This is a genomic window from Xanthobacter sp. ZOL 2024, from assembly GCF_052932325.1.
This window is the reverse complement of sequence record NZ_CM128808.1, coordinates 3,019,036-3,041,991: the sequence shown is the minus strand read 5'-3', so window position 1 is coordinate 3,041,991 and position 22,956 is coordinate 3,019,036. Positions and strand designations below refer to the sequence as shown.

Here is a 22,956-nt window from a genome sequence, read left to right as displayed (position 1 = left end):
GCCTCGTGTCCACCACGCCCGCATCCGATTCCAGCCTCGCCGGCGCCCTGCCCTGCCCGATCACCGGCGCGCCGCCGGTCCGTCGCATTCAGACCATGTCCAAAAGCCTGATGCAGGACATCTGGAAGTATGGCCAGGGCGTGGATGTCAGCGCCCTGTTCAAGGACGTCAAAGGCTTCAGCCTCTACGAATCGCCCACCGGCCTCGTCTATTTCGACCCCATGGTGGTGGGCGACGGCGCCTTCTACAGCAGCTATTACGACAAGTGGGAGGTGCACAAGGCGTTGACCTTCCGCTGGCAGACCCGGGTCGACTTCCTGCGCACCGCGACCTATGTGCCCGAGGGCGCCAAGGTCATCGACATCGGCTGCGGGCCCGGCATCTTCCGCAATCACGTGAAGCATGCCCGCTATACCGGTCTCGACCCCTATGCCAGCCCGGACGTGGACGACGTGGTCATCCGCGAGACGCTGGAGCATCACGCCTCCAGCAATCCCGGCGCCTATGACGTGGCGGTGTGCTTTCACGTGGTGGAGCACGTGCCCGATCCGCTGCGCCATGTGCAGCTGATGGCGCAGCTGGTGCGGCCCGGCGGCCTCGTCATCCTGGCGGCGCCGCTGTTCCCCTCGCCCCTGACCGAGATCCCCAACCTGCCCATCAACATGCCGCCCCACCACGTCACCTGGTGGAACCCGCGGGCCTTCTCGGCGCTGGCGCAGAAGGTGGGGCTTGAGGTGGTGGAGGCGTCCGAGCTGCCGCCCTCGCCGCATCAGATCTTTTTTTTCTGGCTGCACAAGCTGTTGTTCCGGCGCACCTCGGATTCTCCCGATGAGCGGTATTTCGCCCATCGCTGGGCGTGGCATGCCAGCATCGCGCTGGCCTATCTGGGCTCGCAGGCCGTCGGCCGGTTCATGCCCATGCCTTCCACCGCCCGTCCGGTAGACGCCTACCTTGTCGCACGAAAGGTCTAACCCATTGGCGGGAGACGGGACCACGCGCGATAGTGTATAGCAGCAGCGCTCAACGAAGAGGGACGCGGTGCCATGCGGGTTTTGGTGACGGGAGGCGCGGGCTTCATCGGCTCTGCCGTGGTGCGGCACGTGATGGGGCTGGGCCACGAGGTGCTCACCTTCGACAAGCTCACCTATGCCGGCAATCTCGCATCCCTCGCGCCGGTGGCGGACAATCCGCGCCACCGCTTTGTGCAGGCGGACATCTGCGATGCCGATGCGGTGCGCACCGCCCTTGAGAGCTTCAAGCCCGACCTGGTGATGCACCTCGCCGCGGAATCGCACGTGGATCGGTCCATCGATGGCCCCCGGGCGTTCGTCGACACCAACATCGTCGGCACTTTCATCCTCTTGCAGGAGGCCCTGGCCTATTGGCGCGGCCTGCAAGGCCCGGCCAAGGAGGCGTTCCGCTTCCACCACATCTCTACCGACGAGGTGTTCGGCAGCCTCGGGCCGGAGGGGCTGTTCCGGGAAGACACCCCCTATCAGCCCAACTCGCCCTATTCCGCGTCCAAGGCCGCTTCCGACCATCTGGTCCGCGCCTGGCACCACACCTATGGGCTGCCGGCGGTGATGTCCAACTGCTCCAACAATTACGGGCCTTACCACTTCCCGGAGAAGCTGATTCCGCTGGTCGTTCTCAATGCCCTGGATGGCGCGCCGCTGCCCATCTATGGCACTGGCGAGAACGTGCGCGACTGGCTTTACGTGGAGGACCACGCCGAGGCCCTGTTCCTCATCGCCACCCAGGGACGTCCCGGCGAGAGCTACAACGTGGGCGGCGCCAGCGAGCGCCGCAACATCGACGTGGTGCGCACCATCTGCGCCGCGCTGGATGAGCGGGTGCCGGATCCGCGCGGTCCCCGCGAGCGGTTGATCACCTTCGTCGCCGACCGCCCCGGCCATGACGCGCGCTACGCCATCGACTTCTCCAAGCTGAACCGCGAGCTCGGCTGGTCGCCCCGGCACACCTTCGAGAGCGGTATCGCCGACACGGTGCAGTGGTATCTCGACCATCGTCCCTGGTGGGAGCCGCTGCGCCAGCGCTACCAGGGCCAGCGGCTTGGCCTCGCCCCCGTGGAAAAGGCATCCTGATGCACATCCTGCTGCTCGGCGCCGGCGGCCAGCTCGGCCGCGAGATCTCCGACCATGCCGCCAAGCAGGGCCTGTCCCTGACCGGCCTCACCCATGCTGACCTCGACATCAGCGATCCGGTGGCCGTGGCCCGCGCGCTGGAATCCCACCGCCCCGATGTGGTGGTGAATGCCGCCGCCTACACCGCCGTCGACAAGGCGGAGAGCGAGCCGGAACTCGCCGCGCGCATCAATGCATTCGCGCCAGCCCACATCGCCGAGCGCTGCGCGCGCTATCGCACGCCGCTGATCCACGTCTCGACCGATTACGTGTTCGACGGCACCAAGCCCACGCCCTATGTGGAGCAGGACCCGGTGGCGCCCCTCGGCGTCTACGGGCGCACCAAGGCGGCCGGCGAGGCGGCGGTCCGCTCGGCGATGGAGCGGCACATCATCGTGCGCACCTCCTGGGTCTACGGCGCGTACGGCGCCAATTTCCTCAAGACCGTGCTGCGGCTTGCCCGCGAACGGGATCGCCTCACCATCGTCGCCGATCAGATCGGCTGCCCGACGGCCACGCACGATCTGGCCGAAGCGCTGCTCGCCGCCGCCCGGGCGGCGGCCACCGGCGGCGCCCGCTGGGGCACCTATCACTTCGCCGGCGACGGTGCGACCACCTGGCACGGCTTCGCCAGTGAGATCGTCCGCGTGGCGGCGCCGAAGCTCGGCCGCCATCCGGAGGTGGCGCCGATCACCACCGCCGACTATCCCACCCCCGCCCAGCGGCCGGCCAATTCCCAGCTCGCCAGCGACCTCTTCCATCGCAGCTTCGGCCTGCGCGCGGCGCCGTGGCAGCAGCGTGTTCAGGAGGTGGTGGAGCGGCTGCTGGCGGAGACCCCCGTTTCCGCCTGACGGACCTTCGGCTCCCCGCGCTGATCGACATCACCGTGGGCCCAACTGGTCCCGCCGTGCCGGCTGCGGCTGGTCCTTTTGTGCACTGCGCGCATCCTGTAGGGTGCCCCCGTTTCTGTCCGAGCCACGGCTGAGGTCCACCATGGACCCGTGCGGGCTCGCCGCGTCGGATTTCGAGATGAGCAGCAATTTCAACGAAGAGACCATCACCAGCGTCCATCATTGGACCGACAACCTCTTCACCTTCACCTGCACCCGTGATCCGGGCCTGCGCTTTCTGAACGGCCAGTTCACCATGATCGGCCTGATGGTGGACGGCCGCCCGCTGCTGCGCGCCTATTCCATGGCCAGCGCCAATTACGAGGAAGAGCTGCAGTTCTTCTCCATCAAGGTGCAGAACGGCCCCCTCACCTCGCGGCTGCAGCATCTGAAAGTGGGCGACAAGATCCTGGTCGGCCGCAAGCCCACCGGCACGCTCATTCAAGATAACCTGCTGCCCGGCAAGCGCCTTTACCTGCTCTCCACCGGCACCGGCCTCGCGCCGTTCCTCTCGGTGACCAAGGATCCGGACGCCTACGAGCGGTTCGAGAAGATCATTCTCATCCACGGCACCCGTACCGTGGCCGAGCTCGCCTATGAGGACTTCTTCACCAACGAGCTGCCGAACAACGAGTTCATCGGCGAAGAGGTGAAGAAGAAGCTCATCTACTACCCCACGGTCACCCGCGAGCCGTTCCGCAACCAGGGGCGCCTCACCGATCTCATCACCTCCGGCAAGCTCTTCGCCGATATTGGCCTGCCGGTGATGTCGCCGGCCGAGGATCGCCTCATGCTCTGCGGCAGCCCGCAGATGCTGAAGGACATGGTGGCCATTCTGGAAGAGCGCGGCTTTCAGGAAGGCAGCCAGTCGGCGCCGGGTCACTATGTGATCGAGAAGGCGTTCGTGGAGCGCTGAGGCGAGGCCGCGGTCGCCCAAAGGGTCGCGGCTCTATGGCCGCGCCGCCCATCCTCGCTTAGTCTGCATCCGAGGCGTCGATGTTCGGGGCCGCTTTTCCACGGCCGATGTTCGGCCGGGGTCGCACGCGGGGGCGCGGGACGACACGGGCATGTTCGATGCGGTGATCATCGGAGGCGGACCGGCCGGGGCCTCCTGCGCCCTGTGGCTCAAGATGCTGGGATTCCGCCCCTGCCTCATCGAGCGCCGGCCTGCCCTCGGTGGTTTGCAGAACGACAATCCCTATCCCAACGAGTGGATCGCCTCGGTCATGGGCAAGACCGGATATGAGGTGGCCCATGACCTTGATGCCCACCTCGCGAGCCATAGCATCGTCTGCCGCCGGGGCGAAGCGGTGGCCAGCCTCGAGGTGGTGGCGGGCGGCTTCCGCGTCACCACAGAGAACGGCGCCCTGATCCTGGCACGCACCGCGGTGCTGGCGAGCGGCGTGCGACCGGTGAAGGGCGGCCTTTCGGCGTCCGAGCAGGTGCTCATCGGTCCCGGCCGCACCATGTTCAATGCCGCGTTTGAAGGGCAGCACGTGGCCATCCTCGGCGGCGGCGACAATGCCTTCGAGAACTACATCTTCGTGCGCAAGCGCGGCGCCACGACGGTGCACATCTACGCCCGCACCATCCGCGCACGTCGCGAATTCCTGGAGAATGTGCCGGCCAGCGACGTGCGCCTCGGCCCCTATGCGGTGGAACCGGAAACGCCGGCGGTCGCCGACCGGGCCTATGATCGCCTGGTGGTGCTCTATGGCTGGGAGCCCTACCTGCCCTATGCGCGGGATCTCGAACTCGCCCGCACGCCGCGCGGTTTCGTGGAGACCGATGCCGCGTGCCAGACCTCCATCCCCAACCTTTATGCCATCGGCGAACTGGCGCAGCGCATGCACCCGTGCTGCGTGACCTCCATGGCCGACGGCATCGTTGCCGCCAAGGCGATTCAACGCACACTGGAGGAGGATGCCGTCGCCCGCTTCGTGGATCGGGTGCGGGGCGCCGTCACCGCACCGTAACCGTGAAGGTCTCTTAAATCACTCTCCCGGCAGGGGTTCCAGGCGGCCCAGCGGTACGCACCCAAGGCCTCGGGCCGGCGCGGCGGGCTGCGTCGACAGCGCCTGCGCCACCTCCGGCCGGCGCAGCAGCGCCGCGGCGGCGGCATAGATGGCGCTGGGCTCGCTGACCGGCACATGGGCCACATCCGCCACCACCCGCGCCGGGCGCGGTGACAGCACCACGATCCGATCGGCGAGGCGGACCGCCTCGGCGATGTCATGGGTCACGAACAACACCGCCGTTCCCGCCCGCTCCACCTCCTGGCGCACCAGACCCTGCAGGTCCTGGCGCAGCCCCACATCCAGCGCCGAGAACGGCTCGTCCATCAGCACCAGCTGCGGCGCCACGGCCAGCGCCCGGGCGATGGCGACGCGCTGCTGCATGCCACCGGACAGGGCGGACGGCCGCTTGTCGAGATCCGCCGGAGCGAAGCCGAAGCGCGTGAGAATGTCGTTGGCCATGCCCCGCCGCGCGGCACGGGCAACGCCCCGGGCCTTGAGCCCAAAGGCGGCGTTGTCCCGCGCATCCGCCCACGGCAGCAGGCGGGGCTCCTGAAACACCATGGCGATATCGTCGAAGCCATTGGCCAGACGGCCGGCGCTCGGCCGTTCGGCCTTGGCGGCAAGACGCAGCAAGGTGGTCTTGCCGCAGCCAGAACGGCCCAGGATTACCACCAGTTCGCCGGGCCGGACCGCCAGCGAAATGCGATCCAGCACCACCCCATCGGCATAAGCGAGGCGCACCTCATCGAATGCGAGCATGGTCAGCCCCCTGCCGCCGCGAGCACCTGCGGCCGGTCGCTGCGCGCCGCCTGCCAGCCCCGCAGCGGCGCCAGCAGAATCGCATCGGCGCACAGCAGCACCACCACCACGAGCACGATCCAGGCCATGGTCTGGGCGAGGTCGAGATAGGCCCGCGCATTGGCGATACCTCCCCCGACCCCATCAGCACCGCTCAACACCTCGGCCATCACCGCCACCTTGAAGGAGAAGGCCAGCGCGGTCGCCAGCGCCGGCACCAGTTGCCCCGCCAGCGCCGGCAGAATGAGATCCGTGGTGCGCTGCCACAGCGGCGCCCGGTACACCCGGGCCATTTCCTCCAGCCGGGGATCGCGGCTGCGCACCCCGTGCATCGCCGCCAGGAACACGATGGGTGCCGCGGTCACCGCCACCGTGAAGGCCGGCGCGGCGCCGCCGGGGCCGAACCACAAGAGCGCCAGAACCACCCAGGCGATGGGGGGCGTGCCCAGAATCATGATCAGAACCGGCGTCGCCATGGCGCCCACCGGCATCACCAGCCCCCCGGCGAGGCCGAGCAGCAGCCCCACCGCGCCGCCCACCGCGAAGCCGCCCAGCGCGTGGCCCGCGGTGGCCAGCAGCGCCGGCAGCGCCGCCCCCTCCACGATCAAGGCCCACAGGGCGCGCCCCGTCTCCTGGAGCGAGGGCAGCACGAAGGGGCCGAGGGCGTGGAAGCCCCACTGCCAGGCGGCCGCCAGCAGCGCCACCCCGAACGCGCCCCAGCCCCACCGTGCCATCTTGCCTGCATGGGCCGGCATGGCGGCCCCCTCACATGCTCAGATAGAAATCGTCCGGCGGCAGCTTGCCGCCGAGCGCTTCCGGCTGCATGGCCAGAATGGTCTCGTAGAACGCCACCAGGCCCGCCTGCAGTTGCTTGGCGCCATCCGCCACCACATTGAAATGGGAAAGGGAGGCGGAGAAAACCGGTGCCTTCATCCCCATCTGGGCCTGCGCCAGCTCACCGGCGGGGCCGGGATTGGCGAGCACCCAGTCGCGGGCCGGACCAAGGCCCGCGCGCAGCGCTGCCATGACCTCCGGATTGTCCTCGATCAGCTTCTCATGCACCGCGACACCGGCCATGGGCAGGCCCAGGCCGTGATGCTGCGCACGCCAGACGTCCTGCAGGTTCACCGCGCGATAGAGCGGGCGGCCCGCCTGCTTCGCCATCATGATGGCGGCCGTGGCCGGCGGCTCCGACAAGACGGCCGTGGTGACCCGCCCGGCGGCCAGCATCTGCGCCGCCTCCATCGGGGTCTGCACATAGGTGAGCTTCACATCCTTGTCGGGATCCATGCCGGCGCCCTTCAGGCAGGCCCGAAACACCAGATCCGGCATATCGTTGCGGAAGAATCCGAGCACGTCCTTGCCGGCGAGATCCTTGATATCCTTGATATTCGGGTCGGCGCTGACCACCGTCAGATGACCCATGGACAGGATGCACAGCAGCTTGAGCGGCAGGCCGCGATTGGCGAGATTGGCCGGCACATGGGTGGGCGTGGTGAACAGGCGGGTACGACCGGATACGATGGCGGCGCGCAGGTCATCCGTATCGCGCCACAGCCGGAAGGTGGCACCAGGGGCCGCCGCAGCGAGGCCGCCAGAGGCCATCAGCCGCGCCAGAACCACGGTCGAGCCATTCGGGGCACCGAGCACCTCGAGGCCGGTCGCCGGCGCCGCGAAGGCCCGGCCCAGCCCGGCCCCGGCCACTCCCCAGCCCGCCGCGGCGAGCGTGCCCAGCATCTGCCGGCGCGAAAGCAAAGCTTGCATGAACCAACCTCATGAAATGGCGGGCGGGCGCGATCCACCCATGTTATATTCAATGAAATATAGCTGCGCCCATTCCGGTCTTTTCCGCAAGTGCACACAGGCGCCACCGCCGCGACCAAGCGGCGCATTGGCGGCCTCGCCTTTTGCCGCGCGCAATGGCAGCATGCCGCGCGATTGGCCAGAACATCGGACACGACAGCGCAAGGGGGGCGACATGGCGGCACTGAGGGACCGACTGCGATTTGTGATGGTGCTGCTGGTACTCGCCACGCCGGCGCTGGCGGGCGCGGCATCGGCCCAGACCCTCGACCGCATCGCCGCCGACAAGACCATTCGCATCGGCTATCGCCACTTCGCCCCGCCCTATTCCTATGCCGCCAGCACCGGCAAGCCGGCGGGCTTCATTGTCGATCTGTGCCGGGAGGTGGCGGCCAACGTGCAGCGGGCCCTCAAGCTGCCGAAGCTGAACATCGAATATGTCGAGGTCTCCGCCGAGAATCGGTTCCAGGCGGTGCACGACGGCAAGATAGACGTGCTGTGCGAGCCCAGCTCCATGACCATGTCGCGGCGGGCGCTGGTGGATTTCTCCCTGCCCACGTTTCTCGATGGCGCCGGCGTCGTCACCCGCGGCAAGCCGGTGAAGGGGCTCGAAGAGCTGGAGGGGCGCAAGGTGGGGGTGCTGAAGGGCACCACCACCGAGGAGACGCTGCGCTCCACCCTGGCGCAGATGCGGGTGAAGGCGGACGTGGTGGCGGTTTCCGACCATCCGGAGGGCCTGCGCCAGCTCGCCGATGGCAAGCTCGATGCCTATTTCGGCGACCGCGGCATCCTGCACTACCTCATCACCAACAGCCCCTATGCCGGCAGCCTGGCCCTGTCGGACCAGTATTTCACTTTCGAGACCTATGCCCTGGCCCTGCCCCGGGGTGACCAGGCGTTTCGTCTGCTGGTGGACAGCACCCTGGCCGATCTCTACCGCAGCGAGCAGATCCGCCAGATCTATGCCCGCACCTTCGGCGAATTTCCGCCGGACCAATTCCTGAACGCCCTGTTCGTGATCAACGGCGTGCCGAAATAGCAGAGGGTTTCCGCTCTCCCCTGCGGTACCGCCTTTTCCCCTTCATGCAATCGTGCCAAGGGGAGGCGACTGATCCGCACACGGAACGCACATGAACACGCTCGACGCTGAAGGCCTGCTGACCGCCTGGTCCTTCGACGGCAAGGGGGCCGGAACGCGCATCGGCTGGCATGAGATCCTGCGCACGCCCATCGCCGAGGGCGGCTTCCTGTGGCTTCACTTCCGCCACATCGAGCGGGCCGACCAAGTCTGGCTGCGGCAGACCAGCGGCGTGGATCCCTCCGCCGTGGAGGCCCTGGTGGAATCGGAGGCGCGGCCGCGCTGCGCAGTGTTCGCCGATGGCGCCCTGCTCTCCCTGCGCGGCATCAATCTGCAACGCAATGCACTGCCCGAGGAGCTGATCACCGTCCACCTGTGGGTGGATGCGCGCCGCATCATCTCCGTGCAGCACGAACCCTTGTCGGCCATTGCCGATTATGAGGACATGCTCAAGCGCGGCCGTTGCCCGCGCAGCCAGGGCGAGTTCATCGCCGAACTGTCCATGCGGCTGGTGGACCGGCTCGATGCGGTGGTGAACAGCCTGATCGACGAGGCGGACGAGCTCGAGGATGCGGTTCAGTCCGCGGAGAGTTCCGAGCTGCTGCGCCAGGTTGCGGTGCTGCGGCGGGTGGCCATCAAGCTGCGGCGCCACATCGCCCCGCAGCGGGAGGCGCTCAACCATTTCTCGCTGGAAGACGACGACTGGCTGGGCCCCAAGGACCGCAACCGCATCCGCGATGCGGCGGACCGCGTCACCCGCTTCACCGAGGAGCTGGACAGCGTGCGCGAGCGCGCCGCCGTGATCCGCGACCAGATGGTGGACCGGCGCGCCGAGCAGATGAATCAATCCATGCTGGTTCTGGCGGTGGTCACCGTGGTGTTCGCCCCGCTCACCCTCATCTCCGGCATGTTCGGCATGAACGTGGGCGGCATTCCCGGCTCCACGGATGGCGAAGGCTTCTGGATCGTCAGCGTGATCCTGCTGGGGCTCGGCGGCTTCTTCCTGTGGGCATTCCGCCGCCTGCGCTGGATCTGAGCGATCCGCCCAGCGGCCTCGGACCGCCGGCTACTGGCCGGCGGCGAACACGCTGGGGAAGGGCCGGCCGCGCACATCGAACACGCGGGCGTAGGTGACGCCATCGCGCTCGATCTTCACCAGCACCGGCGCCTTGACGTCGGCGCAATAGAACTCGCCCAGCGCCAGATAGAAGTCGGCATGCCGGCTGTCATAGGTGGTCTCGTAGCGCGGGCCCAACTCGGCAGCGGCGGCGAAATAGGGCCCGCACACGGCCACCCGCAGCTTGCGCCCCTGCGGCAGGGTCCGCGTGTGCGCATCCACATATTCATCAAGCTCTTCAGTGGCCTGCTTGAACGCCAGGCCCCAATAATCGAGCATGAACATCTTCTGGGCGCCGCGGATGCCACCGATGATGTGGTTGTAATAGGTATATTCGTAAGGGTGCAATTTGAAGAAGTTGGCGGCCGGGAACAGCACTCCGACCACGAAGACGCTTGCCAGCGCGCCGCGGCCCACGGCGCTGCGGCTCGGCTGCCACGCCCCCAGATGGACACGCACCAGACCCGGCAGCGCCTCGGCCTTGCGCCACAGCCACGCGGCGGCGAGGCTGGCCAGCACCGCCAGAGCCGGCGACACGAACACGAAATGGCGGATGCCGTTGTAGACCACCGGCCGGGTCGTCACCACCAGAGCGATGGGGAACAGGGCGGCCATCACCACCAGAATGAGCCGCGCGCGGCGCGCCGGCGTGTCGCGGCCGGCGAACACCGCCACCACAGACCCCACCGCTCCGGCCACGGCCAGCCCCAGGAACAGCTCCGGCATCTGCACCGAGAATAGGGTCGGCACATAGCTGCGCGGCATGTCGGGCACGAGGATCGGCCGCCCCTCGAACATCTCGCGCCACGGCACTTCCCAGAACTTCGAGTAATATTTCAACGCCAGGAAGGGATTGTCCGGCTGGGCCACGCCCCACGGCCACACCATGCCGAGCACGAAGTAGGCGAGCGGCAGCCCCAGCGCCAGCAGCAGCACAAACCGCCCCATACGCGCGGCGCTGGCCCGCAGACCCTGGCTGCGCCACTCGCTCACGAACACGAAGGCCAGGGCCAGGGCGAGATAGATCACCGTCATCCCCCCCACCACCCGCGTGCCCACCGCGAGGCCGGCGAAAATGCCGAACAGAGTCACCGTGCGCGGCGTGGGATTGGGGAACTCATCAAACGCGCGAACCGCCGCATAGATCAGGCCGATGACCGCCACAGCGAAGGGAATGTCCTTCGCGTTCATGAACATATGGCCATAGTAGAGGGGACAGATGGCGAGCAAGGCGATGGCCGCGAAACCCGCCACCGGGCCCGCCAGACGCCGGGCGAGCCGCCACACCACCACGAAGCCCGCCAGCCCCACCGCCGCCCCCAGGAAGCGCCGGATGTCGAACACATCGAACGGCAGGACCTTGGCCAGCATGTCGGCGATCACGTCGAAGCCGCCGCCGTAATAGTAGAGGTTGACGAAGGAGAAGACCTTCCGGTCGGTCAGCCCGGACGCGAAATAGTTGTAGAGCAGGCTGCCGTATTGGGAATGGGTGAAATCATCCCAGCCGAGCCCGTAGTCGGCGAAGGTGAATGCGGCAATGGCCGCGAGCACCAGCAGCAAAGCGATGGAACAGGCATCAGCGCGCGCACCCGGCCGCCGGCTGTTAAGCAGCACCCACATGGACGGAGGACCCCAAAACGAGACACCTGAACTGAGCGCCCATCCGCCGCCGTCCCTATCCCACCACCACCTGCGGCACGCCGCAGGGTCGCGTCTCGGGTCCGTCTCGCGAAGGAGAGCGCACATAAGATCGGCTAACTTGGAACTGCAACAAGATTATGCCGGGGGTGGCCCAAATTGCGGTTTTTTACGTCCGCGAACGCGGCATTTGCTCCAATCTGGAGGGGTATTGCTACTGCTGCTCAATGGCAGGTGAGAAAAAGACGCAACCCAGGCGGTTATTGCATCGCACGCCATGACTCCGGCGGGTCCCGAGGGGATCGAGGCCAAAAAAACGCCCCGGCCGATGGCCGGGGCGTTTCATTCCACGTCGGCCGGGATCAGACGGCCTTGGCGTACAGCTCCGCCACATACTCCCAGTTGACCAGCTGGTCGACGAACGCCTTGAGGTAGTCGGGCCGCCGGTTGCGGTAGTCGATGTAGTAGGAGTGCTCCCACACGTCGACGCCGAGGATCGGGGTCGCGCCGTGCACCAGCGGGTTCTCGCCATTGGCGGTCTTGGAGACCTCGAGCTTGCCGTCCTTCACGGACAGCCAGGCCCAGCCGGAGCCGAACTGGGTGGTGCCGGCGGCGACGAAGTCTTCCTTGAACTTCTCGACCGAGCCGATGTCCTCGATGATCTTCTTCTCGAGCTCACCGGGAATGGCGCCGCCACCGTTGGGCTTCATCCAGTTCCAGAAGTGCAGGTGGTTGTAGTGCTGGCCGGCATTGTTGAAGAGCCCGGCATTCTTGCCGAACGAGCCCTTCACGATCTCCTCAAGGGATTTCCCTTCAAATTCAGTTCCCTTTAAGAGATTATTGCCATTATTCACATAAGCGAGGTGGTGCTTGTCGTGGTGGTACTCGAGGGTCTCCCGCGACATGAAGGGGGCGAGAGAGTCATAGGAGTACGGCAGGTCGGGCAGCGTAAAGGACATGAAACATCTCCGCAAACGATCCGGCGACAGGCTCGACGCAAGGGCCCCATGTCGGTTTGGTCGGCAGGTGCAGAGCGTCCGAGCTGGGACCTAGATAGGGCCGGGCCGGTCTCCAAACAACCTTGATCTCGCCAATTTTGTGGGCGCCACCACGCCTATGCATACGATGCGTCCCCATTGGGGTATGGGGGCGCCTTCCGGGCGCGAGCCGCGCCATGCCGGTTCAGTGAAATGGGGTAGCGGGATGTGGTGGTTTTTAGTCCTTCTCGGTGTGCTGATCACGCTATCCGGCGTCTCGGTGATCGCCCTCGGCGTCTCCATCTTCATCTCCACCTTCGGCAACACGCTGATCACGACGGGCGCGGTTGCGGCATCCGGCGGCTTGGTCATCATCGCCATGGGCCTGGTGCTGCGACAGATGGAGCGCCTGTCCCAGCGCATCGAGACCGCTATCGCCCGCGGCCGCGGCGGCGCGCCCGATATGGATGAGGAGATGGAGGACGAACCTGCCCTCGCGCCCCAGATCCCCATGGACGACGCGATGGAGCCCGCCATCGAGGAGGCGCCGCCGGCCGAGCCGGTGCGCACCGTGAGCCGCGAACCCCAGCGCCGCGCCCCCGCGCTCTCGGTGGAAGACCTGCTGCCGCCCGAAGCCACCTCGGCTCCCCCGCAGGAGCCCCAGCCCCGCCGCGCTCCGCCGGCCCGTCCGGTGGAGGCCCCGGTGGCCGATCCCATGCTCGACGCGCGCCGGGCGCACCTTGCCCGCCGTGGCGAGGCACCGCCGCGGCCGACGCCCGAACCGGCCCTGCCGCCCCTGCCCCGCACCGGCTATGAGCCGCCGCCCCGGACGGGCGAACCAAAGCCCGCCGCACCGGCGGTCGAAGCCGAGCCGGCACCCGAGGAGCCGCGCATCCTCAAATCCGGCATCGTCGGCGGCATGGCCTATACGCTCTATTCGGATGGGTCGATTCAGGCGGAGCTGCCCGATGGCGTGGTGCGCTTCGCCTCGCTGCAGGAACTGCGCGACCACGTGGCGCGCACCCAGTAGGTGCGCGAGACGGCGGGCGCCAGAGGTCGCCCGCCGAGCCTGATTCAACGGGCGTGTCCTGATGAGCCGGGTCGCAGCCGCGCAGCGCCAGCGGCCGCCATGCGAGACGCCGATCGGCCACAGGCTCGTTCGCGGCGGGGAGTCATTCAAACGACCAGAACCGAAGCGACCCGGGCCCTGGTGTGGGCGGCGGGGATCGAACCCGCACGCCTAAAGGCGAGGGATTTTAAGTCCCTTGCGTCTACCAGTTTCGCCACGCCCACAACGCGGCGCGCATCAGCGCGCTGGGCTTCTTAGCGGGTCTGCCGCGCCGCGCCAACTGCGCGATGGGTCGTCCCGCCTCAGGCGTCGCCAACCGCAGACGCATCCGCCGGCACCAGCGAGACGGACTCGCCGCAGCCACAGGCGGAAACCTGATTCGGATTGTTGAACACGAACTGAGCCGCGAGCTTGTCCTCCTTGAAGTCCATCTCGGTGCCCAGCAGAAACAGTAACGCCTTGGAATCAATCACGACGCGCACACCTTTTTCCTCCACGACGGTATCCAAAGGCGCGATCTCGTTCGTATACTCCATCGTGTATGACATGCCGGCGCAGCCACCATTGGCCACACCGAGCCGCACGGCCGCACCCGCCTCCTGCTGCGACAGAATCTCGTGCAGGCGCGCAGCTGCGGCCTCGGTGATGCTCAGAACAGCAGGACGCGCACGCGTCTTCGCAGAAGGAGGGGAAGTGTCACTCATGATGCAACTCCGGCCGGCGCCCAGGCGATGCGAGCGCGGATCTTCACCTAAATGGTGGATGTGGGCGCCACCCACAAGGCGCAGAGTAACGATGCCCGCCAATCCTTGGCCTCTTCGCCTGTGGCATATGGTCAAGTTTTAGCTTTAAAACTAGAACGTTAGGCTCCCGTTCCGGCGGGAGTCTCCGCTTCCGTGCAGTTCCCCTCTCCCGAAGGGACCGACCTCCCGGCGCTCCATGATCGTACACAGCCAAATTCTTCGCCTGACCATCGCCTATGCGATAGGCGCCACCATTTGGCTGCTGCTGTCCGACGTGCTGCTGACCGTGTTCGTCTGCCCCCGCGTTGCCGGAACCGTTGCGCCTTACACCAACGGTGTGTTCATCGCCATCACCTCGGTTCTGCTGTTTTTCACCCTCGAACGCATCGCCAAGGCGGGGCCGGGAGCCAGGAGCTTTCAACTGCGGGTGTTGCCGATCCTCGTGATCACCATTCTGCTCAGCATCGGCGTCCTGCTCACCATTACCTACACTTACCGGGTCACGGCGCAGCGCCTGCTGGTGGACAACCAGCGCTATCTGCAGAGCCTCACCGACATCCAGCTGCGCGCGCTTGAACGCCAGCGGGAGCAGGCCTTCGGCACCACCCACGCCATCGCGATCGCCCCCGAGATCGTCCAGCTTGTGAAGCTTTTGCGAGCGCCAGCCAGCACTAACAATGAAAAGTTGCAGACGCAAGCCCGCGCGATGCTCGCCGATGATGCCAAGAGCTTCGGCTTCACCGCGTTGCAACTGTTCGATCCCCAGGGCCGCCGGCTGAGCACCAGCGCCGAGGGCTCCACCATTCCACCCGAGCTGCCCACGCTGCTGGCGCAGATGCGGCGCGACCGCCAGCCGACCTTCGTGCCGCTGTGGACCGCAGCCGATCTCGACACCCATCACGGCATTCTGGTCCCGATCCTGGCGCCGCCCGAGCAGGGCGGTGGGCTGGAAGGCGCGCTGCTGAGCGAGAACGCGGCCTCCGACTTCCTCTACCCGACCCTCGCCATCGGCATGCGGGGCTCGCGCTCCACCGATGTGTTCATGATGCGGCCAGTGGAGAACAAGGGGTGGCTGATCACCACGCCGCAACGCCACAGCGGAGCGCAGCCGCTCACCACCCCCATTGATCCGCACATCTACGATTTCGCCAGCGTCACCACGGATCAGGACCCGCCCCATGTGGGCCGCGACCATCTCGGCGATCGGGTGCTGGCCATCCGGCGGGCGGTCCCTGGCACACCGGTGGAAATCGTCGCGAAGATCAGCACCGATGAGGTACTCAGCTCCGCCCGCACCATCGCGGCCCTGTCGGCGGCGGTCTCCGGGCTCGCGGTACTGTTGGCCTTCGCCATCGGCGCGGCGGTCAACGAAACCATCAAGCGGCGCGCCTCGAGCCGCATGATCGCGCAGGCGCGGGCGCTCAGCCAGGCGGAGACGCGGTTTCGCGCCACTTTCGAGCAGGCGGCCGTGGGCATCGCCCATGTGGGCCTCGATGACCGGTTCCTGCGGGTGAACGGCACCTTGTGCACCATGCTCGGCTATTCGCGGACGGAGCTGGAGGGCATGCCCTGCTCCCAGGTGCGCGTTGGTGAGGATGCCGCGGAGGTGGTCGAGGGCCGCGCCCGGCTGCTCGGGGGCGGCGTCACCAATGTGCAGATGGAGAAGCGCTACCTGCGCAAGAGCGGATCCAGCCTCTGGATGACCTGCACCACCTCCCTGGCCCGCGACGACAATGGCGCACCGGATTACTTCATCATGGTGGGGCAGGACATTTCCGAGCGCCGGGCCCAGGACAGCGCACTGAAGGAGAGCCAGCAGCGGTTCGAGCTGGCGGTCCGCAGCACCGAGGAAGGTGTGTGGGACTGGAGCCGCCACAGCGGACACCTCTACATCTCACCCCGCGGGCGCGTGCTGCTGGGCCTCGGCCCCGACGAACCCATCGATCTCAGGGCTCTCTGGGCGTCCCTCATCCATCATGATGATCGCGATCGCTTCCGCGAGGCCTGGCACAAGCTCAGCTCCGGTGCATCGCAGCAGTTCGAGATCGATCTGCGCATCCGGCACAAGGACCAGACCTACCATGAATTCACCCTGCGCGGCTTTGCCAGCCACGGTGACGACGGGCATGTGGATCGCTTGGTGGGCATGCTGGCGGACGTGACCGAACGCAAGCAGACCGAACGGCGCCTGAGCTTGGCGGCCGCCGTATTCATGAACTCCCATGAAGGCTTTGTGGTCACCGACCTCGACGGGGTGATCTCCACCGTCAACCCCTCCTTCACCCGCATCACCGGCTACACGGAAGCGGAGGTGGTGGGCCAGAACATGCGCCTCATGCGCTCGGGCCGCCACGACGGCGCCTTCTACCGCGCCATGTGGCACGCCATCCTCGATGAGGGCAGCTGGCAGGGGGAGGTCTGGAACCGGCGCAAGAACGGCGAGGTGTTCCTGCAGCAGCTGATGATCAGCACCGTCATCGACAGCGCCGGCAAGCCGCAGAACTACATCGGCGCCTTCCACGACATCACCGAGATCAAACGCTCCGAATTCGAGCTGGATCACATCGCCCATTACGATCCGCTGACGGATCTGCCCAACCGCACGCTCCTGGCTTCGCTGCTCGATCATGCGGTGAACCGGCCCACCGCCCATTGCGCGGTGCTGTGCGTGGACCTCGACCGCTTCAAGACGGTGAACGAGAGTTTCGGCCACATGGCCGGCGACCAGGTGCTGCGCATGTGCGCGGAACGCCTGCGCCTCGTCATCGGCGCCCGCGCCAGCGTCGGCCGCTATGGAGCCGACGAATTCCTGGTGATCGTCGAGGATCTGAAGTCGCCCGAGGAGGCGGGCACCATAGCCCGCGACATCATCAACACCCTCGCCGAGCCCTACCTGTTCCCCGACGGCACCGAGGTCTATGTGGGCGCCAGCGTCGGCATCAGCCTTTATCCGGAGGACGCGGACAGCGCCCAGCATCTGGTGCAGCATGCCAATTCCGCGCTGTTCGAGGCCAAGGACAACGGCCGGGGCACCTCCAGCTTCTATACCCAGGCGCTGACCCAGGCGGCCAAGAGCCGGATCGAGATGGAGACCGAGCTGCGCCGGGCGCTGGTGCGCGAGGAGTTCGAGCTGCACTACCAGCCCTGCGTCGACCTCGCCAGCCGGCGGATCCTCGGGGTGGAAGCGCTGGTGCGCTGGCGCCACCCCACCCACGGCCTCATCATGCCGGATCGTTTCATTCCGCTGGCGGAAGAGACCGGCCTCATCGTTCAGCTCGGCGACTGGGTGCTGGAGCAGGCGTGCCGGCAGATGGTCGCCTGGCTGGAGAACGGCACGGTCTGTGACTATGTGGCGGTCAATCTCTCGCCGCGCCAGTTCAGCCGCGACACCTTGTGTGGACGCATCGAGGAAGTGCTCGCGCGCACCGGGCTCGACGCCGAGCACCTAGAAGTTGAAATCACCGAAAGCATGCTGTTCGAGGCCCGCGCCGCCGCCGAGCAGAAGTGTCAGCAATTGGCCGACATGGGGGTGCGCATCGCCCTCGACGACTTCGGAACCGGTTATTCGTCGCTCGGCTATCTGAAGCGCTTCCCCATCGCCAAGCTGAAGATCGACCGCAGCTTCGTGCGCGACCTGCCGCAATCGGCGGCCGACGGCGAGATCACAGTGGCCATCATCGCCGTCGCCAAGGCCCTGGGGCTGGAGGTGGTGGCCGAAGGCATCGAGACCCCGGAACAATTCGACTTCCTGCGGGATCGCAATTGCGACCTCGGCCAGGGCTACCTGTTCAGCCGCCCCCGGCCGGCGGAGGAGTTGGAGCGTCTGTTTGCCCGCAAGGTCGTGCCGTCGGCGCTCTGATCCCGAAGCGGCCGCGAACCGCGAGCGGGGCGCGCTTGGTGGTTCGTTGCCCGGTTGTTCGGTGCTCAGTAGTTCGGCCACAGACCGGGGCTGGCGACTTCCACCAGATGTCCGTCCGGATCCCGGAAATAGAGGCTCTCCCCGCCCCCGGGCCAGACCACTTCACCCTCGATGGGCACCTGGTGGCAGGCGAGATGCCGGCGCCAGGGGGCGACATGTGCCACCGCGAAGGCGAAATGGACCCGCCCAGAGCCGTCATGGGGCGGGATGACGCCCCCGAACGGCAGGCCGATGGGGCTGTCGCTCTGGCCGCGACGAAACAGCAGCAGCACCGTTCCGCCCACGGGATAGGCGATGAAGCGGGCATCCGCCCGCATCGGCACGAGGCCGATCACATGTTCGTAAAAATGCGCCGCGCGCGCGAGATCGTCCACGTAGAGACCGGTCTCCAGCACCCGTCCGGGCGGTGGCGGCCGGTCCATGGCATCACCACAGATTGAGCGTGGCGCGAGCCTCATCCGACATGCGGCTCTGCTCCCACGGCGGATCGAAGGTGATGTCCACCTTCACGCCGGAGATCCCCGGCACCGCGCAGATGGCATTTTCCACCATGCCCGGCAGCTCGGCGGCGGCGGGGCAATTGGGGGTGGTGAGGGTCATTTCCACGGCGACCGACCGGTCGTCGGCAATGTCGACCTTGTAGATGAGGCCAAGCTCGTAGATGTCCACCGGGATCTCGGGGTCGAACACCGTCTTCAGGGCGGCAACGATGCCATCGGTCAGCTGCGTCAGCTCCGCCTCGGGAATGGCCGAGTGGATCAGCGGCTGGTTGTTGGTGGCCTCGGTGGCGTTGGTCTGGGTCATGCGAACACGTCCTGTGCCGTGGGCCCGGCGCCGGTATGGCGGGCTGCGGTCAAACGGGTAACGGTGTAACGGCCTTGGGCCCGACGGCCTTGGGAGCTAGGCACCAGGGTCCGCCGGCCCCCTCCGGCCCACCAGAGGCGGGGCACGCACGGGACATCGACGGATCGACGCGGTTCATATCGGGCGAAAGGGCGCGCCATGCAATGGTGTCGTACCCTCTGCCCTTGCGTTTTCGCGCCGCAGCGTGAACGGCGCCGCCGGTTCCAGGCCCCACCACCGCTCAATCGGCCAATGGACGGTGCTACGGAAACCGCCATGGCGCCACGCTCACCCGGCTCGCAGCGCGAGCCATGCGGTGAGGCGCGCCGTGATCGCCTCCCGCATCTCGGCATCCGCCACGAACTCCACCGCCTCGCCGGCAAAGGCCTGGATCAGCAGCATCTCGGCCTCTTTCTCCGGCAGCCCGCGCGACATCAGATAGAACAGCGTGGTGTCGTCCAGCGCGCCGGCGGTGGCGCCGTGGCCGCACTGCACGTCGTCGGCGAAAATCTCCAGCTCCGGCTTGTTGTCCATCTCCGCATCGTCGGAGAGCAGCAGCGCCTGGCTCATCATACGCCCGTCGGTCTTCTGCGCATCGGGCCGCACGATGATCTTGCCCTGGAACACGCCCCGGGCACGGTCCGCCAGCACCGTCTTGAACAGCTCGCGGCTCTCGCAGCGCGCCACCGCATGGTCGACGAACAAGGTCACATCCGCGTGCCGCGCCCCCGCCAGGAGGCTGGCGCCGCGCACGCCCATGTGGCTGTCATGGCCGGCGAAGCGGCCATAAACCGTAAGCCGCGACAGAGCCGCGCCCAGAGTGAGCACGAACAGGTCGTAATGGGTCTCGCGCCCCAGGGTGGTGGCGAGGGTGCCCAGGTGGGTGGCCGCCTCGCCTTCCGCCTGCACCCGCACATGATCCACCCGCGCGCCGTCGCCCAGCCGCAGCTCGATCACCGCATTGTCGAGATAGGCGCGCTCGGCGGGGCCCTCGAAACGCTCGATCAGCCGGAGCGCGGCCCCATCCTCCACCACCACCAGGATCCGCGTGAAGATGCAGCCCGGCTCGGCGCCGGAAAACAGCTGGGCGATCTCCACCGCCTGCGGAATCTGCGCGCCGGCGGCCACGTGCAGGATGATGCCCTCACCCAGAAAGCCGGTGTTGAGCGCCAGTGCCGCATCATATTGCGCCGGCCCGTCGCTGGCGATCAGCTCCAGCAGCGGGTGATCAGCCGCGATGGCGTCGGCCAGCGACAGCAGCGTCAGCCCCGGCGGCAGATCGGACGGCAGCGTCTGCGGACGACCATTGACAAGGGTGACGCGCAGCGCCTCCACAAAAGCCGATGGCGCCGCCGGCTCTGCCGCATCACCGGCCAGCGGCGACACGCCGCGCAGCGCCGCGCGCAGATCCGTATAATGCCAGTCCTCCACCCGCCGGGTCGGCAGTCCATTGTCGGCAAAGGCGGCCCGGGCCTCCTGGCGCAGATCGTTCAGGCGCGCGGAGCCAAGGGGGGGTGCAGCGAGACGGGCGTCGAGCATGTCGATCAGGCTCTGCTCGGCCGCGGTCCGCACCGGACGAAGATTGGCGTTCATCGGCGCCCCCTCACGCTGCGTCCTGGCTGTAGGCGGCATAGCCGGTCTCTTCCAGCTCCAGCGCCAGCTCCTTGCCGCCGGTGCGGACGATGCGGCCCGCGGCGAACACATGCACCACATCGGGCACAATGTAATCGAGCAGGCGCTGATAATGGGTGATGACCAGGAACGCGCGGTCCGCCGCGCGCAGGCCATTCACCCCATCCGCCACCACCTTGAGGGCGTCGATGTCGAGGCCGGAATCCGCTTCATCGAGAACGCACAGCTTCGGCTCCAGAAGCGCCATCTGCAGGATCTCGTTGCGCTTCTTCTCGCCGCCGGAGAAGCCGACATTCACGCCCCGGCGCAGCATCTCCTGGGAAATGCCCAGAAGCGGCGCCTTTTCCTTCACCAGGCGGAGGAAGTCGGGGGTGGAGATCTCCTCCTCGCCGCGGGTGCGGCGCTGGGCGTTGAGGGCGGAGCGCAGGAACGTCATGTTGGCGACGCCGGGCACTTCCACCGGATACTGGAAGGCGAGGAAGATGCCGGCGGCCGCCCGCTGGTCTGCGGACAGGGCCAGCAGGTCCTCGCCCAGGAAGGTCACCGACCCCTGCGTCACCTCATAGCCGGGCTTGCCAGACAGCACGTAGGACAGGGTGGACTTGCCGGAGCCGTTGGGCCCCATGATGGCATGCACCTCGCCGGCGGGGATGGTGAGGTCGAGCCCCTTGATGATCTCCTTGTCGCCGATGCGGGCGTGCAGGTTCTTGATCTCGAGCATTGCTGTGTCCGTTGGTGCGCACCGGCCGGGCCGGGCGAAAAATCGAGACGCGCAGGGCATGGCCCGCGCGCGGGTCCGGGCGTGTCAGCCCACCGAGCCTTCCAGGCTCACCGCAATGAGCTTCTGGGCTTCCACCGCAAACTCCATGGGCAGTTGCTGGAGCACATCGCGCACGAAGCCGTTGACGATGAGCGCCACCGCCTCCTCCTGCGAGAGGCCCCGCTGCAGGCAGTAGAACAGCTGGTCGTCGGAGATCTTGGAGGTGGTGGCCTCGTGCTCGAACACGGCGGAGGCGTTCTTCGCCTCCATATAGGGCACCGTATGGGCGCCGCAGGTGTCGCCAATCAGCAGCGAATCGCAATTGGTGAAGTTGCGCGCGCCGGTGGCCTTGCGATGGGCGGAAACGAGGCCGCGATAGGTGTTGTTGGAGCGCCCCGCCGAGATGCCCTTGGAGATGATGCGGCTCGACGTGTTCTTGCCCAGATGCACCATCTTGGTGCCCGAATCCACCTGCTGGTGCCCGTTGGAAATGGCAATGGAATAGAACTCGCCGCGGGAATTGTCGCCGCGCAGGATGCAGCTCGGATATTTCCAGGTGATGGCCGAGCCGGTCTCCACCTGGGTCCAGGAGATCTTGGAATTGTCGCCGCGGCAGTCGCCCCGCTTGGTGACGAAATTGTAGATGCCGCCCTTGCCGTCCTTGTCACCGGGATACCAGTTCTGGACGGTGGAATATTTGATCTCCGCATCCTTGAGCGCCACCAGTTCCACCACGGCGGCGTGCAGCTGGTTTTCATCGCGCTGGGGGGCGGTGCAGCCTTCCAGATAGCTCACATAGGCGCCCTCGTCGGCGATGATGAGGGTGCGCTCGAACTGGCCGGTATTGCGCTCGTTGATACGGAAATAGGTGGACAGTTCCATGGGGCAGCGCACCCCCTTCGGCACATAGACGAAGGAGCCGTCGGAGAAGACCGCCGCATTGAGCGTCGCATAGAAATTGTCGGAGGCCGGCACCACCGAGCCCAGATACTGACGCACCAGGTCCGGATGCTCGCGCAGGGCTTCCGAGATGGAGCAGAAGATCACTCCCGCCTTGGCCAGCTCCGCCTTGAAGGTGGTGGCCACCGAGACGCTGTCGAACACCGCGTCCACCGCCACCCGCGAGCCGGAAGCGCCCTCGATGCCCAGCAGAGCGTCGCGCTCGCGCAGCGGAATGCCCAGCTTCTCATAGGTCTTGAGAATCTCGGGGTCGATCTCGTCCACCGATTGCGGTGCCCGCTTGGGCTGCGCGAAATAGTAATAGTCCTGGAAATCGATCTGCGGATAGCTCACCCGCGCCCAGGTGGGCTCTTGCAGGCCCAGCCAGCGGCGATAGGCGTCGAGCCGCCACGCCAGCATCCATTCCGGCTCGCCCTTCTTGGCGGAGATATAACGCACCGTGTCCTCGGACAGGCCCTTGGGCGCCTTCTCGCTCTCGATATCGGTGACGAACCCGTACTTGTACTGATCGACGTCGATCGCGCGGACCTGCGCGACGGTCTCCTGAACGGCAGACATGCCTTCGTC

At 66.9% G+C, this 22,956-nt stretch carries 20 protein-coding genes and 1 tRNA gene; 9 read left to right on the top strand and 12 right to left on the bottom strand.

Annotation, left to right across the window (positions count from 1 at the left end; all coding sequences use genetic code 11):
• Nucleotides 1-5 precede the first annotated feature (5 nt).
• The 5 genes from ACU4E7_RS13895 (at nt 6) to ACU4E7_RS13875 (ending at nt 5,010) form a co-directional block, all read left to right on the top strand.
• A complete protein-coding gene (locus ACU4E7_RS13895) occupies nt 6-971 on the top strand; it encodes a class I SAM-dependent methyltransferase (RefSeq protein WP_238121578.1) in 966 nt (321 codons plus the stop codon).
• Between the two features lie 72 nt (nt 972-1,043).
• On the top strand, nt 1,044-2,105 hold the full coding sequence (rfbB, locus tag ACU4E7_RS13890; protein ID WP_447019196.1) for a dTDP-glucose 4,6-dehydratase: 1,062 nt from the start codon (nt 1,044-1,046) through the stop codon (nt 2,103-2,105).
• Nucleotides 2,105-2,995: a dTDP-4-dehydrorhamnose reductase gene (gene rfbD, locus ACU4E7_RS13885; RefSeq protein ID WP_337927119.1), complete on the top strand. Its 891-nt coding sequence runs from the start codon at nt 2,105-2,107 to the stop codon at nt 2,993-2,995. The genes rfbB and rfbD overlap by 1 nt, the downstream gene beginning before the upstream one ends.
• Nucleotides 2,996-3,173: 178 nt before the next feature.
• Entirely contained in the window at nt 3,174-3,950 is a 777-nt protein-coding gene (locus tag ACU4E7_RS13880) for a ferredoxin--NADP reductase (protein ID WP_447019195.1), read from the top strand.
• A gap of 151 nt (nt 3,951-4,101) precedes the next feature.
• Nucleotides 4,102-5,010 carry an NAD(P)/FAD-dependent oxidoreductase gene (locus ACU4E7_RS13875; protein ID WP_447019194.1) on the top strand — a complete coding sequence of 303 codons (909 nt, stop codon included), beginning with the start codon at nt 4,102-4,104 and terminating at the stop codon, nt 5,008-5,010.
• Between the two features lie 18 nt (nt 5,011-5,028).
• Here the strand turns inward: ACU4E7_RS13875 and ACU4E7_RS13870 are convergent, their stop codons facing one another.
• From ACU4E7_RS13870 to ACU4E7_RS13860, 3 genes are read right to left on the bottom strand one after another with little or no spacing between them, the layout of a single operon-like run.
• The gene (locus tag ACU4E7_RS13870; RefSeq protein WP_447019193.1) at nt 5,029-5,811 is read right to left on the bottom strand and encodes an ABC transporter ATP-binding protein; all 783 of its coding nucleotides are present in this window, start codon (nt 5,809-5,811) and stop codon (nt 5,029-5,031) included.
• Between the two features lie 2 nt (nt 5,812-5,813).
• A complete protein-coding gene (locus ACU4E7_RS13865) occupies nt 5,814-6,605 on the bottom strand; it encodes an ABC transporter permease (protein ID WP_238121572.1) in 792 nt (263 codons plus the stop codon).
• A 10-nt stretch (nt 6,606-6,615) separates the two neighbouring features.
• The gene (locus ACU4E7_RS13860) at nt 6,616-7,614 is read right to left on the bottom strand and encodes an ABC transporter substrate-binding protein (protein ID WP_447019192.1); all 999 of its coding nucleotides are present in this window, start codon (nt 7,612-7,614) and stop codon (nt 6,616-6,618) included.
• 214 nt (nt 7,615-7,828) lie between these two features.
• On the opposite strand from ACU4E7_RS13860, the gene ACU4E7_RS13855 reads away from it, so the two are divergent.
• The gene (locus tag ACU4E7_RS13855; RefSeq protein WP_447019191.1) at nt 7,829-8,692 is read left to right on the top strand and encodes an amino acid ABC transporter substrate-binding protein; all 864 of its coding nucleotides are present in this window, start codon (nt 7,829-7,831) and stop codon (nt 8,690-8,692) included.
• 91 nt (nt 8,693-8,783) lie between these two features.
• A complete protein-coding gene (locus ACU4E7_RS13850; RefSeq protein WP_238121569.1) occupies nt 8,784-9,767 on the top strand; it encodes a zinc transporter ZntB in 984 nt (327 codons plus the stop codon).
• Between the two features lie 30 nt (nt 9,768-9,797).
• Here the strand turns inward: ACU4E7_RS13850 and ACU4E7_RS13845 are convergent, their stop codons facing one another.
• Both ACU4E7_RS13845 and ACU4E7_RS13840 read right to left on the bottom strand, forming a co-directional pair.
• Nucleotides 9,798-11,468: an ArnT family glycosyltransferase gene (locus ACU4E7_RS13845; protein ID WP_447019190.1), complete on the bottom strand. Its 1,671-nt coding sequence runs from the start codon at nt 11,466-11,468 to the stop codon at nt 9,798-9,800.
• Between the two features lie 380 nt (nt 11,469-11,848).
• Nucleotides 11,849-12,445: a superoxide dismutase gene (locus ACU4E7_RS13840; RefSeq protein WP_238121567.1), complete on the bottom strand. Its 597-nt coding sequence runs from the start codon at nt 12,443-12,445 to the stop codon at nt 11,849-11,851.
• Nucleotides 12,446-12,689: 244 nt separating this feature from the next.
• Between ACU4E7_RS13840 and ACU4E7_RS13835 the strand changes: the two genes are divergently transcribed.
• Nucleotides 12,690-13,493 carry a hypothetical protein gene (locus tag ACU4E7_RS13835; RefSeq protein ID WP_238121566.1) on the top strand — a complete coding sequence of 268 codons (804 nt, stop codon included), beginning with the start codon at nt 12,690-12,692 and terminating at the stop codon, nt 13,491-13,493.
• 178 nt (nt 13,494-13,671) lie between these two features.
• Here the strand turns inward: ACU4E7_RS13835 and ACU4E7_RS13830 are convergent.
• Nucleotides 13,672-13,756 (bottom strand) — tRNA-Leu (locus ACU4E7_RS13830).
• Between the two features lie 78 nt (nt 13,757-13,834).
• On the bottom strand, nt 13,835-14,236 hold the full coding sequence (locus ACU4E7_RS13825; protein WP_238121565.1) for a HesB/IscA family protein: 402 nt from the start codon (nt 14,234-14,236) through the stop codon (nt 13,835-13,837).
• Between the two features lie 235 nt (nt 14,237-14,471).
• Here ACU4E7_RS13825 and ACU4E7_RS13820 point away from each other — a divergent pair, with 235 nt between their 5' ends.
• Nucleotides 14,472-18,134: a sensor domain-containing protein gene (locus ACU4E7_RS13820; RefSeq protein ID WP_447019189.1), complete on the top strand. Its 3,663-nt coding sequence runs from the start codon at nt 14,472-14,474 to the stop codon at nt 18,132-18,134.
• A 65-nt stretch (nt 18,135-18,199) separates the two neighbouring features.
• Here the strand turns inward: ACU4E7_RS13820 and ACU4E7_RS13815 are convergent, their stop codons facing one another.
• The 5 genes from ACU4E7_RS13815 to sufB form a co-directional block, all read right to left on the bottom strand.
• A complete protein-coding gene (locus tag ACU4E7_RS13815; RefSeq protein WP_238121561.1) occupies nt 18,200-18,616 on the bottom strand; it encodes a VOC family protein in 417 nt (138 codons plus the stop codon).
• A gap of 4 nt (nt 18,617-18,620) precedes the next feature.
• The gene (locus tag ACU4E7_RS13810; protein WP_238121559.1) at nt 18,621-18,998 is read right to left on the bottom strand and encodes an SUF system Fe-S cluster assembly protein; all 378 of its coding nucleotides are present in this window, start codon (nt 18,996-18,998) and stop codon (nt 18,621-18,623) included.
• Between the two features lie 327 nt (nt 18,999-19,325).
• Nucleotides 19,326-20,630 carry a Fe-S cluster assembly protein SufD gene (gene sufD / locus ACU4E7_RS13805; protein WP_238121558.1) on the bottom strand — a complete coding sequence of 435 codons (1,305 nt, stop codon included), beginning with the start codon at nt 20,628-20,630 and terminating at the stop codon, nt 19,326-19,328.
• Nucleotides 20,631-20,640: 10 nt separating this feature from the next.
• Complete coding sequence (sufC, locus tag ACU4E7_RS13800; RefSeq protein WP_238121557.1) at nt 20,641-21,390, bottom strand: Fe-S cluster assembly ATPase SufC; 750 nt, start codon at nt 21,388-21,390, stop codon at nt 20,641-20,643.
• 84 nt (nt 21,391-21,474) lie between these two features.
• Nucleotides 21,475-22,947, bottom strand: coding sequence for a Fe-S cluster assembly protein SufB (gene sufB, locus ACU4E7_RS13795; protein WP_238121556.1), 1,473 nt, complete (start codon nt 22,945-22,947; stop codon nt 21,475-21,477).
• Nucleotides 22,948-22,956 lie beyond the last annotated feature (9 nt).